Source organism: Serratia sp. K1WW1 (assembly GCF_055790865.1).
The window spans coordinates 3,146,829-3,163,111 of the sequence record NZ_CM147697.1; the positions used below are offsets into that span (position 1 = coordinate 3,146,829).

12 protein-coding genes are annotated in these 16,283 nt (G+C 46.9%); 2 read left to right on the forward strand and 10 right to left on the reverse strand.

Translation table 11 applies throughout. From position 1 onward, the window contains the following. The first annotated feature begins 17 nt into the window (after positions 1–17). Complete coding sequence (locus tag ACX9GU_RS14235; RefSeq protein WP_473191967.1) at positions 18–374, forward strand: winged helix-turn-helix transcriptional regulator; 357 nt, start codon at positions 18–20, stop codon at positions 372–374. Positions 375–789: 415 nt separating this feature from the next. Here ACX9GU_RS14235 and ACX9GU_RS14240 read toward each other — a convergent pair whose 3' ends face one another. The 8 genes from ACX9GU_RS14240 to evgA form a co-directional block, all read right to left on the reverse strand. Continuing rightward, on the reverse strand, positions 790–1,065 hold the full coding sequence (locus tag ACX9GU_RS14240) for a helix-turn-helix domain-containing protein (RefSeq protein ID WP_473191968.1): 276 nt from the start codon (positions 1,063–1,065) through the stop codon (positions 790–792). Then, positions 1,065–1,817 carry a helix-turn-helix transcriptional regulator gene (locus ACX9GU_RS14245; RefSeq protein WP_473191969.1) on the reverse strand — a complete coding sequence of 251 codons (753 nt, stop codon included), beginning with the start codon at positions 1,815–1,817 and terminating at the stop codon, positions 1,065–1,067. The genes ACX9GU_RS14240 and ACX9GU_RS14245 overlap by 1 nt, the downstream gene beginning before the upstream one ends. Before the next feature lie 14 nt (positions 1,818–1,831). Beyond that, positions 1,832–2,815, reverse strand: coding sequence for a fimbrial protein (locus ACX9GU_RS14250; RefSeq protein ID WP_473191970.1), 984 nt, complete (start codon positions 2,813–2,815; stop codon positions 1,832–1,834). Next, positions 2,812–3,552 carry a fimbrial biogenesis chaperone gene (locus ACX9GU_RS14255; protein ID WP_473191971.1) on the reverse strand — a complete coding sequence of 247 codons (741 nt, stop codon included), beginning with the start codon at positions 3,550–3,552 and terminating at the stop codon, positions 2,812–2,814. The genes ACX9GU_RS14250 and ACX9GU_RS14255 overlap by 4 nt, the downstream gene beginning before the upstream one ends. 24 nt (positions 3,553–3,576) lie before the next feature. Continuing rightward, positions 3,577–6,036 (reverse strand): fimbria/pilus outer membrane usher protein, encoded by a 2,460-nt coding sequence (locus tag ACX9GU_RS14260; RefSeq protein WP_473191972.1) that lies wholly within the window; start codon positions 6,034–6,036, stop codon positions 3,577–3,579. Between the two features lie 179 nt (positions 6,037–6,215). Next, a complete protein-coding gene (locus ACX9GU_RS14265; protein ID WP_473191973.1) occupies positions 6,216–6,785 on the reverse strand; it encodes a fimbrial protein in 570 nt (189 codons plus the stop codon). Positions 6,786–7,722: 937 nt separating this feature from the next. After that, a complete protein-coding gene (locus ACX9GU_RS14270) occupies positions 7,723–11,310 on the reverse strand; it encodes a response regulator (RefSeq protein WP_473191974.1) in 3,588 nt (1,195 codons plus the stop codon). Positions 11,311–11,314: 4 nt separating this feature from the next. Then, positions 11,315–11,947 (reverse strand): acid-sensing system DNA-binding response regulator EvgA, encoded by a 633-nt coding sequence (gene evgA, locus ACX9GU_RS14275; RefSeq protein ID WP_473191975.1) that lies wholly within the window; start codon positions 11,945–11,947, stop codon positions 11,315–11,317. Between the two features lie 477 nt (positions 11,948–12,424). On the opposite strand from evgA, the gene ACX9GU_RS14280 reads away from it, so the two are divergent. Further along, positions 12,425–13,501, forward strand: a complete 1,077-nt coding sequence (locus ACX9GU_RS14280) for a multidrug export protein EmrA (RefSeq protein ID WP_473191976.1) — start codon at positions 12,425–12,427, stop codon at positions 13,499–13,501. 153 nt (positions 13,502–13,654) lie between these two features. On the opposite strand, the gene ACX9GU_RS14285 is transcribed toward ACX9GU_RS14280, so the two are convergent. Both ACX9GU_RS14285 and ACX9GU_RS14290 read right to left on the reverse strand, forming a co-directional pair. Beyond that, positions 13,655–14,971, reverse strand: coding sequence for a ferredoxin reductase family protein (locus ACX9GU_RS14285; RefSeq protein ID WP_473191977.1), 1,317 nt, complete (start codon positions 14,969–14,971; stop codon positions 13,655–13,657). A 262-nt stretch (positions 14,972–15,233) separates the two neighbouring features. Further along, positions 15,234–16,208, reverse strand: coding sequence for a hypothetical protein (locus ACX9GU_RS14290; protein ID WP_473191978.1), 975 nt, complete (start codon positions 16,206–16,208; stop codon positions 15,234–15,236). Between the last annotated feature and the right edge of the window lie 75 nt (positions 16,209–16,283).

Here is a 16,283-nt window from a genome sequence, read left to right on the forward strand (position 1 = left end):
ACACTAATGGAAATTATATGAAAGATAGAACCTTCAATTGTCCGGTAGAAGTGACGATCGCAGTGGCAGGAGGTAAATGGAAGCCATTGATTATTTTTCACTTAATGTCAGGCACTAAGCGGTTTGGTGAACTCCGTCGTCTCGCTGGGAATGTATCTCAACGTTCGCTGACTCTTCAACTGCGTGAACTTGAGCTGCATGGCATCATAAATCGGCAGGTTTTTGCAGAAGTTCCCCCAAGGGTGGAATACTCATTGACCCAACTTGGAGTAACTCTAGAGCCGGTTATGCATGCAATGAAGATATGGGGAGATACATACGTTGAACGTAACGGGATTGATTGTGCTAGCACAGAAAAATTGAGCGCTAATTAAGAGGTTATTGTATCTCGATATGAAAGTTGTTCGCATAGTGAAGAAAAGCTTTGCAAAATGGCTGTATGCTAAAGAGGCAGCTGCGGGAGATTTTCTCAGCGGCCTTTTTAACATTTTGATATTTCTAAGTGGTGGCAATAAAACTGCTTGTCATAAAACAGAAACATAATCTCAGGAAGAACACTCAAGGTCGCTGTACCCAAAGAATTGCAAGTTGCAGGCAAACAACACCCGCAGATTGAAAGTCTAATAGGCACACAGCGCATTGAATACTCCCCCTTTTACCGTTCACATTAAATAAAATAAACGGTACTTAATTATAAAAAGTACATTGTTTTATTTGTTTGTGACGAGTATCAAAGATGGAGCACATAGCACACCTCTCCTATCCCCCAAAACCTGGTGACTAACTATGTCATTTATAATAAACATATAAATCAAAGCCACATGCCATAGCATAACGTTTCAATGTCTTGAAACTGGCGTGGTTAGGCCTCTTTTCAAGACGATTTACTGCGGGGGGCGTTACGCCTAATATCTTAGCCACATCTGACTGACTTAGCTGGGCCTCGATACGCATATTGCGCAGAATATCTTCTAACTGAACGTCTTTGATAGGGTCAGCATCATAACAAATCTTGGGATCTGCTAATGCTTCCGCTTTCAATCTGGAGTTTTTTAAAATTTTCATTATGTCCCAACCGATGACAATTCGCCTGAGAGTCGCTTATTCAACATGATATTTTGATAAGTGGGAACTTTAACCTCCATGATGCTTACTTCTTTAACCTCCCCTAGCCACATTAGTAATTGAAGAAATTGCAGGGATGTGAGGCCAAGTTTCTTGATGATATTCCTTTTATGCGTACTGATCGTCTTTACGTTTAACCCCCAAATCTCTCCAATAATTGTCGGTGATAGCGTTTTTGCTAACTGGCTTAAAATCAACCATTGTTGGTGAGTAAGATATTCATTTTCCCACCCCCCTCCTATTTTATCAATTATATCTGGGCTTGCGCGCTGACTTAAAACGGTGGTTGACTCAGCAACCGTAAGATAAATAAATTTCAGGCTCTCTTTTTTGGAGAGTAAATAGAACATCTTTAAAGATGCAAGTAATTTTAAGATAATAGGGTCATAGCTTTCAGTAAAGACAATTATTTTATTTTCAGAATAGCATTTGTCTTTCTCCAATAAGTTATTTATAATTTCATAGACTGGCAAAGTAAACTTTTGAGTCTTGATGGACGTCAAGTTCTCATCTATCCCTCCAGAATAGTCCATTGAATCGCTATAATATTCGCAATCACAAAATAAATAGTCAGGCCTGGATGCATTTTTGATTAAATTTTTCAGCGCCACATCAGAAACAAAGTCACTGAAAAATACCATTTTACTTGTTTGATACCCCATGCTTTGTTCGTTGTGCATAGTTTTATTCATAATTTACCCTTAACTTAATAATAATTAACTTTAACAATGACTGATGCATCAAATTGACCGAGCAATATCTCTCTTCCGGGAATGGCACTGACAGTGGCAGTGAAGTCCTTTTTAACTTCATTGATGTTGTTTAACTCAGCAAAATCATCATAGTAGTTGAACCTGATGGCCTGCTGTAATTCGTTGTATAGCATTAGCTTTGTCCCATTTTGCAAATCTATCGCATTATCTCCAAACAACGGACTTGAGGTGGAAAACTCAGCTTGCAGGGAAAAACTATCCAAACACCCTTGCTTGGTGGCTTTAATAGCAAAAGGTAAATTAACGCTTTCACCTTTCAACAGTGTTTTGCTTTGAATGTTGGCGAAATTAACTATTTGTGATTCCGGATAGACTTTGATATCAGAACCACAGGCAAGGAAACGTATACCCTGTAGCCCAGATAATGAGTATCTGACATTTTTTGCTGTGGATGTTTTATTTAGACCACCACTCCCATCCAGTTGGAACACCACGAACTCGTTTGCTCCAGTATAATTACCACTAGAGGGCGGATTGCCATCCAGCCTTATATAAAGCCTGAACGTAACAAGGACTGTGACATTTTGACCTCTCCTAATGCCAGGGCTATTAGTACTTAAGCGCTGCTCGTTTTGCTCAAGATCTTGTCCATTATAGGTCACGCCTAGTTTTAGTCCCCCTCCTAAACTTTGGGATTTTGGGTTGAAATAAAAGTGCACACTATCGCTACTGTTCCCTAAGACATTATCGCAATAGGCGATCATGGAAATATCATTGGATTCCCATATTTTGGTTCCAGCAGGAACATTTGCCGGTATTGCAATTTGTCCTATCGGGATTGGCGGCATATCGACCAGGTTAGTCCCATTCTCAACGCAGTCTAAAGCCAGGGCAGAGTAAGCGGTCCACCATAGGCTGAGAAATAGTATGACAGCTTGCGGTAACTTCCCTTTCCTTCTAATATACATCAGGCTCATCCTTTATTTTGGCTCGGGACGATTTCACACCGATTATTTTGGCAACGATATTGATTGACCTGCAGGCCGCCATAGTCATCCATATAGCCAATGTTATATTGTTCGCCGTTATAACCTTTGGTCACAATGTTCTCTGCGGAAAATGGAGCTATCATAACGCTGTCAAAACCGGCAAAATTACTGCGATTATCCTTCCCAAAATAACCAATAGTAATGTAAAAAGGGGTTGGGTTAGTGATTTTTACCGCTTCATTGAGTGTAGTTAGCCCTATCTTCTCCTGCCAAACGTCCCCTTGCTTAGGCGAGATTGCTGTGGGGCGGAAAAATAGCTTCACCCTACTTTGGATGGCGATCTGCATTACGTTACTCAACTCACTCTTAGGGGGAACCTCCCTGACGTTAAAATAAAAGAGTGACTCACGATCCTTTGGCAACGCCACCGAATCAGGCAGTTGCATTACCCTGACCAGGCTTTTTTGCCCCGCGTTAATACGCTGCATTGGAGGTAAAGCCACCAATGGACTGGATATTTTTTTACCGGCCGCGTCCTCAAGCCATACCTGAGCCAAGTAGGGTAAGCTATTGCTTTGGTTTTCCAGCATGACGCTGACTGATTTGTTTTTGCTATCAAATATTACCCGAGTTCGGTCTAAATTGATTGCAGAGTACGTTTTACTGCAGGCAAATACGTTAAGCATCAGTATGGCTGCGAGTAAAGATAACCTTTTTATTGTCATAGTGAATTCCATAGTCACTGTTTATCAGGTGCAAGGTAATAAAACCTGGCCAGCTATAAGCGCACGCTTCTCGGGAACGCTGATACGGCATTGCGTATTGTCTCCCCAGCGCACGGTCAGTTTTCTCTCTTCAGAAATGCCGGCAAGATAGGTCAACCCACCATCCCCCACAAATCCAGACTCGATCCCCGTGCCGTCATCCGTCACCGTCGACCCCAAGGGCGGATAACTCCCGTCCAGTAGTCTGATGATAGCTATCAATTGTTGTCCCTTTATGGCGCGGACTTTACGATAGCCAATTGCGCCCTCGGTCAATGTCTTACTGATAACAGAGTTATAAACCTCGACACCTTCGGGCAGATTATTGACGTCAATCCGAACGTCCGATTTTTGATAACTTGACACGCCGTTAACCACAGCAATGCCGTAATCGTTGGTAATGCCAGAGCCATAGTTAACCGGTATGCCTTTCACGCCTGTTGCCACCATCACTCTTGGCTCATTGCCAGCGCTGCTTTGGTGTAATGCCGCGCCGTAAGGTGTGGCAGTCAATGAGCCGTACCAGTTCGCGCTGGCTGAACGGTAGTCATTGTTCTTGACGCTGGCATTCAGGCCAAACTGCCCTTGCGGTGAGTTATGTTGATAATTGCCACGAAACACCCCTTTGCCTTTCTGTATATCCTGACTGTTTCCTCCGGCACTGACTCGCCAGCTGTTATTAACGTCCTGGCTATTGTAATAAGATGCCGTCTGTTCGAAGCCACCGCCGGAACTGCTTTGTACGTCATAGCCAATCTGTTGACCCGCCGCTAACGGCAAGGTGAATGAGAGATAGATCTGGTCCTCATCCTGATAGTGATATCTCAACTTGCTGGCGGTCAACGTGGCAGAAATCCCTTTAAGCTGGCCAATATCGAATATCTTGCTGACCGACATGCTGTAATTATTGGTTGAGGCTTCATTCCAGTACACTTTGTGGGTAGCAGATAAATAGAGTGTGATATCTGGCCAGGACAGGTACTGATTTGCCGAAACCGTATAGGTTTGCTTGTCGTCTCTTGAATAACTGTTGCCTCTGGTTTTATCGAGATACTGATTCAGGGACATAAACGCCTGCTGTGAAAAGCGATAGCCGGCAAAATTAATCTGGCTGCCAGTGGCGTCAAAACGCTTGGCGTAATTGGCGCGATAGCTGAATCCTGTTTGCTTATCCTGGTGAGGCAAGGTTGCCGACGAACGTGTAACATCAAATGAGATGGCACCAAAGTCCTGCAGGTTCTGCCCTAAGCCAACCGCTTGTGCCTGGTAGTCACCGCCTGTGGCAATCACACCACCGTACAGTGACAGATTATTCAAGACTCCCCATGAAAGCTCACCGCTGTAGAACGCCGGATCGATGGCATGATTGCTTCGCCCCGTGGTTGGTTTACCCATGGCAGTCTTAAAGCGTATGGACCCTTTCCGCGTCAGGAAAGGAATGGTTGCCGTGCTGACCTGATACGCCGTTACGCTGCCATTCTCCTCCTCAATACGCACATTGAGCGCACCTTGTACCGCCTCGCTCAGGTCTTGAATAACAAACGGGCCTGGGGGCACGTTAGCCTGATAAATAATCCGGCTATTTTGGCTGATGACGACCCTGGCGTTGGTTTTGGCTATCCCGGTAACCTGAGGCGCGTAACCTCGCAACGAAGGCGGCAACATACGTTGGTCACTATTGATCGTCATGCCGACAAAACGAAATGAATCGAAAATGTCAGAGTTTAAATAGATTTGCCCCCCGCTCAGCTTGGCGCTTAAAGCAGGTATCGCCCGGTAGAAATAGAATTGTGACCAGGTGAACTGTTCATTTCCCGGTCCATCAGACGAACGCGTCTTGCTATATTGGTAGTCGCCTCGCAGACGCCACGCCCCAACGTTAACGCCAGCGGTGCCGTAACTGCTTAAGTTGGTCGAGCGTGCACCCTGTTCGGGAGCAAATTTGCTACCGAGTAAGTTGTAGTCCAGTAACAGTCCCGGTACCCCATTGTCCCATTGTGCAGGTGGTACCCAGCTCGGATCGCGATAATTTAGCCACGCCTGAGGGATCGTAATGTCCAGGCTCTGCTTTTGCTGGTCGTATTGGGCGGTCACCTCTGGCTCTTTATCCAGGGAGAGACATTGATTCTCATGCCAAGCCGTCAATGACGACTGAATTCTCTCAATCAAATCGAATTGATCCACCATCGTTGGCGTAAGGCAGACGCGGCTGTTGTTTTTGCCGTCCATTGCGATATATTTTATTAGACTTCGCTCCGGCAGAGTGTGGCCATTAACCACAATATCCAGTAAGTATTCCCCTGGTAGAATATAGTTCGTCACTTCAAAACGTGATAGGTCAATGTTTTTACGATCGTTTGCATCAATGATATTCAGGTTGAATTCGACTGTCTGGTCATTGGCAGAGACACCGATACTGGTGATGACCAGAAAAGCAAAAGTCATTGAGGTCCGTTTCAATGTAAAGTACATAATAAAATCACTTTTTTATGTTTAAAAGCAAACGAGAACTCTATTCAAATGCGTGCCAAGCAGTGTTCTTGCATACGCTAAATTAGGGGAGATCCCTCCCCTAATAATTTGCTATTTACTTCCCAACCAGTATAAAGCCTCGCAGCATGACTTTATTTATAGTTCAGTGCATATGTCGCTTGGGAAACGATAGTCCCGGTTGACACAGGCTGATTGTTTGCTTCAACGCGGGCGGCAAATACCAGTTCATTATTGCCCGTTACCAAATTGATATCTTTAGAGGTATCACCGATTTTAAGCAAATCCCCATTGGCATCGATCAGGCGGATAGCGGCCCCCTTGGCGCTGCCGGTGTTGGCGACCAGTTCGGCAACGCTGCTGTCAGCGGTACCGCCGAATGAAACAGCCACTTTCGACATCGCAGGATATTCGACACTACCTGCCGTCTGAGCAGCTAAATTACAATCTTGCAGATGAATGGTGTAGTTTACGTTTTGTGAGAACTTATTGCCGGTTTCAAGCACCTTATTGGCTACCTGCCCCATATCGACATTGATATCTGCATCCCCTGGTGCCACGGAGCAAGGGGCATTAATGACCGTTCCCGTAAAATGAATGCGGCCAGAGCCTTGATCAGTTCCCACTGGTTCATCGGCCAGCGCAGGCACAGAAACCAAAGCTGAAATAGCCATTGCGAGAATATTCTTATTAACATTAAACATGATTTATCCTTGAGGTTGTTGCGGTAAAGCAATCCATTTTGATGAAATTAACCTTGCAATAAACACTCGCTGTTCAAAAATAGTTGCGAATGATTGCATGCTCTACCGAAGAGAGCTCTTCTCTCTTGCCATAACAATATACTAAGAATTTTCTAGATTCGGAATAATAATTTTATCGCCGTGTGAATAAAGTGTTTAATTCTTGTTGCTTGCTACTGAGCGTTATATGAATGAGCGTTATTAACCTCTGAGTTAAAGATATTGAAACTATATTTCACTTTTAAAGCATTATAGAAAATGTGTCTATTCCCAAGGATAAGGAAAAATCATGCTATTAAGGGGTACGGCATGCAGCCCCTACGTAGGGGGCCTCATAGGCGTCCATGATTATCATGCGTCATCTGGCTGCTAGCGTCGGTATTTTAAAAGCGGGGGCATAGGCGATCGTCGAGCAGATGAGTTACCTGGGTCTGGAAACTGCTGCGTCGACGGCTCGTGGTCCACGGAGACATATCTTTCCGTGGAGAAAAGCCCATACTGTTGTATTCCGCGAAACTGTAGCTATTCAGATCGAATAACGCAGCGCGGTCAGGTCCACCGAGGTGCCAATGTTCGATTCCCCCACCGTCAAACGTGAGCGTCAGTCGCGAATATCACGTGACAGGCATTAACCGGCCGGTCCTGGTCGATGGAGTTATAATACTGGGTGGGTGCAATTCAGAATATGAGATAAGGATTATTATTGTGAAAGATAGAGGCTACAGATGTAAGTTGCGCGTGTATGTAATGTTAATGCCAGGTTGATAATTGGCTAACACCGTAGCTGATGAATTAAAACAGGTTAGAAAGAATAACCCCACATTTCTGCAGGGTTAGTTAACAGGCTGAAACCATCCAGGCGGATGATCCTGAGTATAATTATGCTGTTAGTAGCGAGTTATTTTAAAAACATCTCAATTGACGCACCGAATGCCCGGAGCTGTTGTTCAAGTAGCTGCATTCCCTGCTCGAAATCGGGATTAGCCTGGTCAGCAGGTAACTGGTTTTCTAACTTTTCTGCCAGCTTATACAACTCCGTAGCGCCAAGCAGTTGCATGGAGCCGTTGATCCGGTGCAAATGACGTTTTAATACGTCCCATTGCCGATGAGCCCCAGCTTGCAAGGCCGCCGCCAAATCTTTGTCATTTTCCAATTGTGACTGCTTGAGCATCTGGCACATTAATTTTTTGTCCCCCAGGCTATAGGCCTCCAGGGTTTGCATATCGATAAACTCGCCTAATGATTGACCCTGCGCCGCCGTATTCACGCTACTTAAAGCGGCTTTGAGCTGTTGCAGATTGATAGGTTTAAACAGACAGAGATTCATCCCCATTGCCAGACATCGCTCTTTTTCATCGGCCTGCGCATTGGCGGTTAATCCCCAGATAATCATCTGCCGATTAAATTCACGCACCCGTTTGGTCAGCGTCATCCCGTCCATATTGGGCATATTCAGATCGGTGATCAGCAAATCGTAATCCTGCTGTCTGATCAAATTGAGTGCCTGAAGGCCATCCTCGGCTTCATCAACGTGGTAGCCCAATACGTCCAACTGGCGGCGGAGCAACAGACGATTGGTCGGATGATCGTCGGCGATCACAATCCTGAGCGCTGCGGGTATACTTGACGCGTTTTCCGTCATCAACAGTACGGCTGGTGGCGTATCAGAGATGCGGGTTTCGAGAGTTACGTTTATCGTTGTACCCACGCCGGGCTGGCTGAACATATTAATTTGCCCCGCCATACGGCCCACCATTTCGCGGCAAATCGCTAAACCGAGCCCTGAACCGATATGCCTTTTGCCGCCACTGGCCTGGCTGAAAGGTTTAAACAGTTGCTGTTGCTCTTCAACGCTGACGCCGATACCGGAATCTCTGACGCTAAGCGTCAGGTTGACCCTTTCCTCTCCTAAAGCCTGCGCATGTGCAATCACATCAATTCCGCCCACACTGGTGAACTTGATGGCATTACTCAGCAGGTTGGCGAGTACCTGTCTGGTTGCCTGCGGATCCAGCCAGAGCGATTTACCCGGCTCCAGACGGCAACTGACCGTCAGCTTCAGGTTCTTCTGGTTGGCCAGCCCGTCAAAATTAGCCACCGTGGCGTTAATCAGCGACTCAAGATTGACCCACTCTGGCGCAAGGGTGAAATTGCCTGACTCAATCTTCTCCATATCTAAGACATCACCAATCAGGCCAACCAGCGACTGGGCGGTGTTATATGCCTGCTGGACGGATTCCGCCACTTCTTCAGGGCTTTGTTTTCTCGTGGTTAACAGCTCCAGGAACCCCATAATAGCGCTGACAGGGGTACGGATCTCATGACTCATGCTGGCAAGAAACTGGCTTTTGGCCTGACTGGCATCAATAGCCTTGTCTTTCTCAATCTGCAGTGCCTTCATCAGTTGCCTGGATTCAGTAATGTCCTGCCAGCCACAAATCAGCGTGGTGGGCATGCGTTCCGGCATCACACCTAACGTCAACCAGTGCAAAATCTGACGTTCTTCCGTGCCATTATTGAGCACCAACAGATGGGTGATCACCGTATCCGGCGTTAGCCCTTGCTGGATCTCCTGCTGAATGGCAGGGAAAATGCCACCCAGCGGGTGACGTCGGTCAAACAGAGAATGGCTCATCGCTTCACGCAGTTCAGGAGCAAAGTATTCATCAAATGCCCGGTTGTAATTTTCCAGTTCCCCTTTAAGCGTGATGACATAAACCGGCACCGGCATCGAGTTGGATAACGTCTGGCGAAACATCAGTTGATAACTGAGTGCCGCCTGCGCAGCTTTACCTCTGCGTATCGCACGCAGCAGGTAAATTCCCCACAGTAAACTGCTGATAACCAACAGCGCCGCAAGACAGATCACCAGATAGAACGGTCGGTTATAGAGGTTCCATGTGTGAATTTTGACATCCGGCGCTTTGACCCATTTAGCGGCCAGATTGAGTATTTCCTTGGGCGGAATATCATCCAGCGCTTTGTTCATGATGCTTTGTAGTTCCGGAGAACTGCGCGGAATGGCAAAGGTAATTTGCGCCGAAGGTTCATCGGGGATCCGGGTATAGGCCATGGTGCCTGGATAGTAGTGATCGATAATAAAACGCGAAGCAAGCTGGGTTGACACCACCGCATTGACTTCACCCAATGTGAGTTTACTAAGTGCCGTACTGGTATTTTCAGCAATCACCCATTGAACGCCAGGGTATGTCTTGCGCAATTTTTCAGTCAGTGAATGGTAGGCCGGTATGGCTACCTTTGAGCCCGGCATCAGCATATCCGCCTGCCCGGACACCGTGCGTGTCACCAAGACAAAAGGCGTGGCAATAAACGGATGAGTGAACAACATGTCATCTTCACGCTCGGGGCTGTAGGTTGCTGACGGCACAATATCCCAGCCCCCTTTACGCATGATATTGACCATATCGGTGTTGGAGTTGGCAATCACCGGTTGGAAAGCCAAACCGGTTTGTAACTGTATCAGATTCAGGATATCGCCAAGCAACCCTCTGATCTCCTGGTTGTCATCTACCATGCTCAACGGGGGATAATATGGGTTAATCAGTACGCGCAACACCGGGTTTTTTGCTATCCAGCGCTCCTCTCTGGGCGTAAGTTTCATTGTTTTGTTTAAAAAGGAAATATTGCCGGTATCCACCCATGACTGGGCAATTTGCTTATGCGTTTCTTCACTTAGAGAACTGATAAAGGTGTTGATGACCTCGAGCAGTTGCTGCTGGCTTTTCATGACAACAAAATGATGGCCCATTTGGGGTTCCCGCCAGAACTTAACCATTTCCAGTGACTGGTAGAAATCACGGGAAATGATAAAGCTGGAGGTGAGATTATTACCATAAAAGTAATCATTTTCTTTGTTAACCACCGAGGCCAGCGCTAAATAGTTATCCGTATAGGAAACGATTTTCGCCTTGGGAAAGGTCATTTTAATAAACTGTTCTGACGGATAACCTTGTTTAATCGCCACCCGCACTTCGTCCTGATCGTTGGAAAGCGGTTTCATTAGATCGGCTTGGCGTGTAACCAACGTTGGATAGGAACGAACCAGCGGCAGCGAGGCGGCATAAGGTGCAGCTAGCGTTTCATCACCAGTGGGGGTCGTCAGAATGAGATCAACATTTCCTGCACTGAGTGCGGCATACGCCTGTGTCTTATCCACGTAATGTTTGATAGCCACTTTGATTTTCAGTGCATCTTCCAGCAAAAACAAATAGTCTGCGTTCATTCCGCGGTAGCGACCGGTGGCAGCACTCAGACTGAGTGGTGGTAATTCAGTGCCATAAACAGCCACGGTCAGTGTCTGTTTTGCGGCCAACCACAACATATCGTAGTGGTTTAGCGGTAGTGCCGGTGTAAAAACCTGATAATCGCTGGTAAGCGCTAATGTCACCGGCTCAGGCGTTGCCGCTTGCGCCGTGCGGTGTGCCATAAACAGCATGAAAAAGGATAGAATAATCCTATTTGTCATAATGTTACCCAATTTTGTTACGCTGAGAAAACGAGAAGAGATCCATCAAGGTTTTACAGTTTAACTTTTCCATTAAACGACTCTTATAGGTACTGACGGTTTTATTACTGATGCACATTTCCGCGGCAATTTTCATATTGTCGGCCCCGTTCAAGATATAGCGCATCACTTTGACTTCCTGGCTTGAAAGTAAATCCAACATTTGCTGTTCAGAAGAAACCTTCCTCATGAAAGCATCGGTTGATGACGGGAAATAGCTGTAGCCATTCATCGCCGCATTAACTGCGGCAATGATATCGGTCATCCCCTGTTGTTTGCTGATGAAAGCATTAGCGCCAGCATCTGCGCTGCGTTTACCGTAAAACAGATCGTTTTTGGCCGACACCACAATAATGATGCTGCTAACCGCCTGATTTCTGAGTTTTTCAACGACGTCGATACCGTTCATCACCGGAATATCTACATCAACGATAACTAAATCTGGATTTAGCTGTTCGACGGCAAGTAATGCCTGCGCACCATCCCCGGCCTCTGCGAGAATAGTAATTCCCTCATTTTCTAGCAGATTTCTAATCGCCATGCGGGCCAATGGATGATCGTCAACGACGATAGATTTTAACGTATTGATTTTCTTCATAATACAGATTTCAACCTTGAATGGATGGCCTGAATTAAGTCTACATTATCTTTAATTTCATTAGCATGAGTACCAAGAAAAGTAGTACCCTTAATACAATAAAGGCCTTTGGTATAAAAATTACCGTTCATTAACGATTTTGTTAAAAAATAACACTTACAGATTATCTTTGCCATCATTTTTATTCAAAATTGTTTACAGACTTCACGCGTAGGAAATGTCCTGCAAAAACTTCCGACACGTCCGATTTATTTTAGTTGCAATAATCATTAATCTTGCTAGATATCAAAATTTGTTCAATGCAAAACATAGACTGTTTGGGGGGTGCTGAGGTATTCAGTAACAAATATCCAGTCATCTTTAATCGAAGAATACCATTACTGCGCCCTGCCTCGTCAACATTGTCCCGTACGATGTTAATGGTTGAGGGCACGTAGTGGTTTTCTATTTCTATGGATAGAAGAGTTAACATTTATCATGAAAGAACAACATCCTGCAGGAACTAATATCGATAAAACCCCCATCAAAAAGGGAAATAAAGCGCAACTAATCAGCATGGTGTTTATTTTCACACTATGCATTGTTGCTCTATTCGGAGGATGTTTTAGTTCACTCACGATGCCGACGACTAACGATGCCTATACCTTTGGACATGAAGTCTCTATTTCCTCGCAGGTCAGCGGCCGGGTGATTATCGTCAGCCCTTCTCGCACTGAGCTGGTCAAAAAAGGGGATGTTCTGGCCCATATAGTTAATACGGAAGCGCTGATCCGATATCAAAATGCCAAAAACAAACTCGCACAAACGTTAAAAACGATCAAAGAGCACTATGTAATCGTTTGCCCAAATGATACCCACATCCTCAATGCGCAAATGGCCTACCAGCAAGGCCTGAGCGACTATAACCGACGAGTGCAATCAGGGGTATCCGCAATGTCACCTGCGGACCTGCAACAGGCATTCAAAACGGTGAACAGCACCAAAACCTTACTGGACTCGGCTATTCTGAAGTATCAGCGGCAACAACAATCACTGCAAACAGCCAGCATTGCACAACAACAGGCGATATTGCAGGCTACGGAAGAACTGCGTGAAGCTCACATTGCACTTGGCCATACCGAAGTGCGTAGCCCCGTGACCGGTTATGTGGCCCAGCGGCACATTCATGCAGGAGTTGCCATCCATCCAGGGCAGATAATCATGTCTATCGTGCCAACAGATCAAATATGGGTTACCGCCAACTTTAACGCGACACAGCGCTCCGATATTCTCATCGGACAAAAAGCAACGATAATTACCAAGCAGTATGGCAGTAAAGTGATCTTTGAGGGATTGGTTGAAGGGATCAGTTTGGCTAGCGACACGGTGCCGTCGGCCCTGCCAGCGCAGAATAAATCGAGCAATGACATGCAACGAATACCCGTTCGGATTGCCATTGATCCGATACAAATGAGCCGGTACCCATTGCGCAGGGGGGTAAACACCCATGTTACGTTGCATAATGGCAGTTCTCACCTGGCGGCGTACTACAACGGTGAACATGTTCGACCGTAGGGGGCACAGCGTTCCTGCTATCAGCCTGGTGGTGAATATCTATAGCCAGTCAACCCACCCGCATATAGGCAAACAGCAAGGCCAACAAAATAATAATTACTGCGGTGGCAATCGCCAGACGATCGGCATACTGACGGCGCATAGCGTGTCTCCTCAGGCAAAACTATAGCGTTCAGAATGATACTGGGACATCGGCACATTCAGTTCAGACAGCGTCTTCTCTATGGCATCCATCATCACGTTTGGCCCACAAATAAAATACTCATGGTCAGCATAAACCGGCGGCAAATGGCGTTTAAACAGCTCTGCGTTGATAAATCCTCGTTCGCCAGACCAGTCTTCCGGCGGCTGAGTCAGCACGTGGACAACCGTCAGATTCACTCTGCTTTGCAAAGCGTCCAGTTCTTCACGAAAGGTAATCGATTCCCAATCTTTGCTGCCATAAATCAGGATCACCGGTTGGCGATCGCCGCGATCGGCAAGCGTACGGATCATGCTGATCATTGGCGTGATCCCCACTCCACCAGCAATCAGCACACGCATATCAGATTGCTGGCCAAGTGTGAATGCTCCATAAGGGCCATCAAGGTACACGCGTTGTCCCACCTTCAGAGTGCTTATGCTGCTGGTGAAATCGCCTAGATTACGAATGGACATCTCGACGTGTCCATCCGACGTCTCTGCACTAGAGGAAAATGAGAACGGGTGGCCCGTGATGCTGAACGGGCTACCCCAAACGGTCAACCAGCCAAACTGGCCGGGTGAGAAACGAAAGCCTGCATGCCCTTCCGGTTTCATCAATAAAGTGGTGGTCTCTCCCCGCTCCTGGCGCACTTGTGCAATCCGGTAAGGTTTTCTCAACATAAATAGCGGCTTGATAACCCGGACGTAGAGCAACAGACCAAGCCAGAAAACGATAAGTGCAATCCACAACCCACGTTTCAAAGGATCGCCCAGATAATAGCTCCAGCCAATCATGTGCAAGATCCCAGCGGCCAGAGCAACCAGTGCCAGAATGATATGAGTGAAATGCCAGGTCTCGTAACGGATTTTCAACGGCACTCGCCAAAGAGCCATGATAACTAGCGCAATCAGTGAATAGGTAGAAAGTGCGGCAAAACGAGCACGCCACGGTGCCTCGATAAAATTGAGTAGCGCCAGCAGTTCGGGGCGGATAACAAACAGAATGATCGGATGGGCAATCACCAATCCGACAGCGATTAACGATATCTGACGGTGGAAATGATAGATAACGTCTTCGCCCAATGGCTCAGTCACGTAGCGAAACCGGGCAGTAAGCCCGAACTGTAACCCCATAATGGCCAATCCGGCGTAACCTAATGCAATCGAAAACTCAGTCCAGAAATCGCGTGCGACAGGCATAGCCCCTAACAATAACGCAAATAGAGGTGCCAGGATGAAAAACAGGTAAGTCAGGAGCCAACTCACGGTGCGAATCTGATAGTTCATTGGGGCCCCCCCGTACTAAGCATATTGAATCAGTATAATTCAGCATCGGGTAAAAGCAGGTAAAACCCTGCTTTATTGGTCTAGCTTGGTGAAATCTGGGAGTTCATGGGCAATTTAATAAATTCAACACACAATGAAATTGCTTATTTATCGTTACAAAGCAAACCGCAGCCCAGCAATAATTAATATCAGGTGGTCATTGCCAATATGCTAGAATTAGGGGATTGTCTTCCCCTAATTACCTTGATGTTTACAGCCTTGGTTACCAGTTCAGATCAAGGGTCACCGTTGCTTTAGCGGGACCAGGAGCGGCGTTCGCACGTGGGCAGAGTACCCAGACCAGAGGATCAGACCATGACGTTCCCGTGGTGACTGTGCGTAGGCTGGTTTTCGTCCCATCCATAGGCATCGAGCTACTCTTGTCCGCACAGCCTACATCTGCGGAGGCTGTAGCCCCCAGAAAACCTCGAACGTCACCATTCACCGTGCCATTTTGCGTTTCCGACATCAGCGGTACGCTGTAATGGTCGCCAGCCTGGGTCTTCGGCACCACTGAATAGGATACAGGGATCGCGGTGCCCGACGGATTGCTACAGTTCATATCCAGCGTTGACGCGACGCTGATACCGCCAGGGGTACCCACATCAGCAGGAGTGATATCACCAAATGGAATCGATGGTGTCGTGCTCAGGGTACAATCCATCCCACTCCAGGTAAGCGAAAAGGTCCGTAGATCAAAAGTCGAGGTCGTGGCATTCCAACGATAGCCGCGCGAGGCTTGCGTATAAACGGTTTTTGTCGCCATTTTTGCCGCACCAGGTCGGACATAAACCCCGTAACCAATCGCCGCCTGCGTGCCCCCATCGGTATTCATTTCGACCACGCCATTAGACACGGTATAGGTTGTCCCTACGCCGACACAGTCGGTGCGAGTCGACAGACTGCCCGAGCCCGTGCCGAACTGATCCCAGGAGGCGCTCGACGTGATATCCAGACCCGGGTTGGAGTTAGGTGTAAACGTGCCGCCAGTGGTTGAAGGGTTCATCGTCCCTGCCGTGACGACCATCTTGCCTGTCATGGTGCCAAAAGGGATCACCAGGATCCCGGAGGCAATTTCGTAACCGCGATAACCGTCGTAGGTTGCCATCGGGTACATATTTATACATTCTCCGGTGGCAAGCTGCGCGGCGGAAACCAGCACGGTACCGACCTGGCCATAGCCTAGGAAAGGAACCATGTTGGTTGAATAATACCAGCCGGGCTTATTACCGGGCACGATGGCTCCGGTTGTCCATGGCAGGGTTTTGTTCAC

Coding starts and splice junctions, on each gene's coding strand:
- ACX9GU_RS14240 (WP_473191968.1), bottom strand. CDS start 1,065: ATGAAAATTTTAAAAAACTCCAGATTGAAAGCGGAAGCATTAGCAGAT.
- ACX9GU_RS14270 (WP_473191974.1), bottom strand. CDS start 11,310: ATGACAAATAGGATTATTCTATCCTTTTTCATGCTGTTTATGGCACAC.
- ACX9GU_RS14265 (WP_473191973.1), bottom strand. CDS start 6,785: ATGTTTAATGTTAATAAGAATATTCTCGCAATGGCTATTTCAGCTTTG.
- ACX9GU_RS14290 (WP_473191978.1), bottom strand. CDS start 16,208: ATGGTTCCTTTCCTAGGCTATGGCCAGGTCGGTACCGTGCTGGTTTCC.
- ACX9GU_RS14280 (WP_473191976.1), top strand. CDS start 12,425: ATGAAAGAACAACATCCTGCAGGAACTAATATCGATAAAACCCCCATC.
- ACX9GU_RS14235 (WP_473191967.1), top strand. CDS start 18: ATGAAAGATAGAACCTTCAATTGTCCGGTAGAAGTGACGATCGCAGTG.
- ACX9GU_RS14255 (WP_473191971.1), bottom strand. CDS start 3,552: ATGACAATAAAAAGGTTATCTTTACTCGCAGCCATACTGATGCTTAAC.
- ACX9GU_RS14245 (WP_473191969.1), bottom strand. CDS start 1,817: ATGAATAAAACTATGCACAACGAACAAAGCATGGGGTATCAAACAAGT.
- ACX9GU_RS14285 (WP_473191977.1), bottom strand. CDS start 14,971: ATGAACTATCAGATTCGCACCGTGAGTTGGCTCCTGACTTACCTGTTT.
- ACX9GU_RS14250 (WP_473191970.1), bottom strand. CDS start 2,815: ATGAGCCTGATGTATATTAGAAGGAAAGGGAAGTTACCGCAAGCTGTC.
- evgA (WP_473191975.1), bottom strand. CDS start 11,947: ATGAAGAAAATCAATACGTTAAAATCTATCGTCGTTGACGATCATCCA.
- ACX9GU_RS14260 (WP_473191972.1), bottom strand. CDS start 6,036: ATGACTTTTGCTTTTCTGGTCATCACCAGTATCGGTGTCTCTGCCAAT.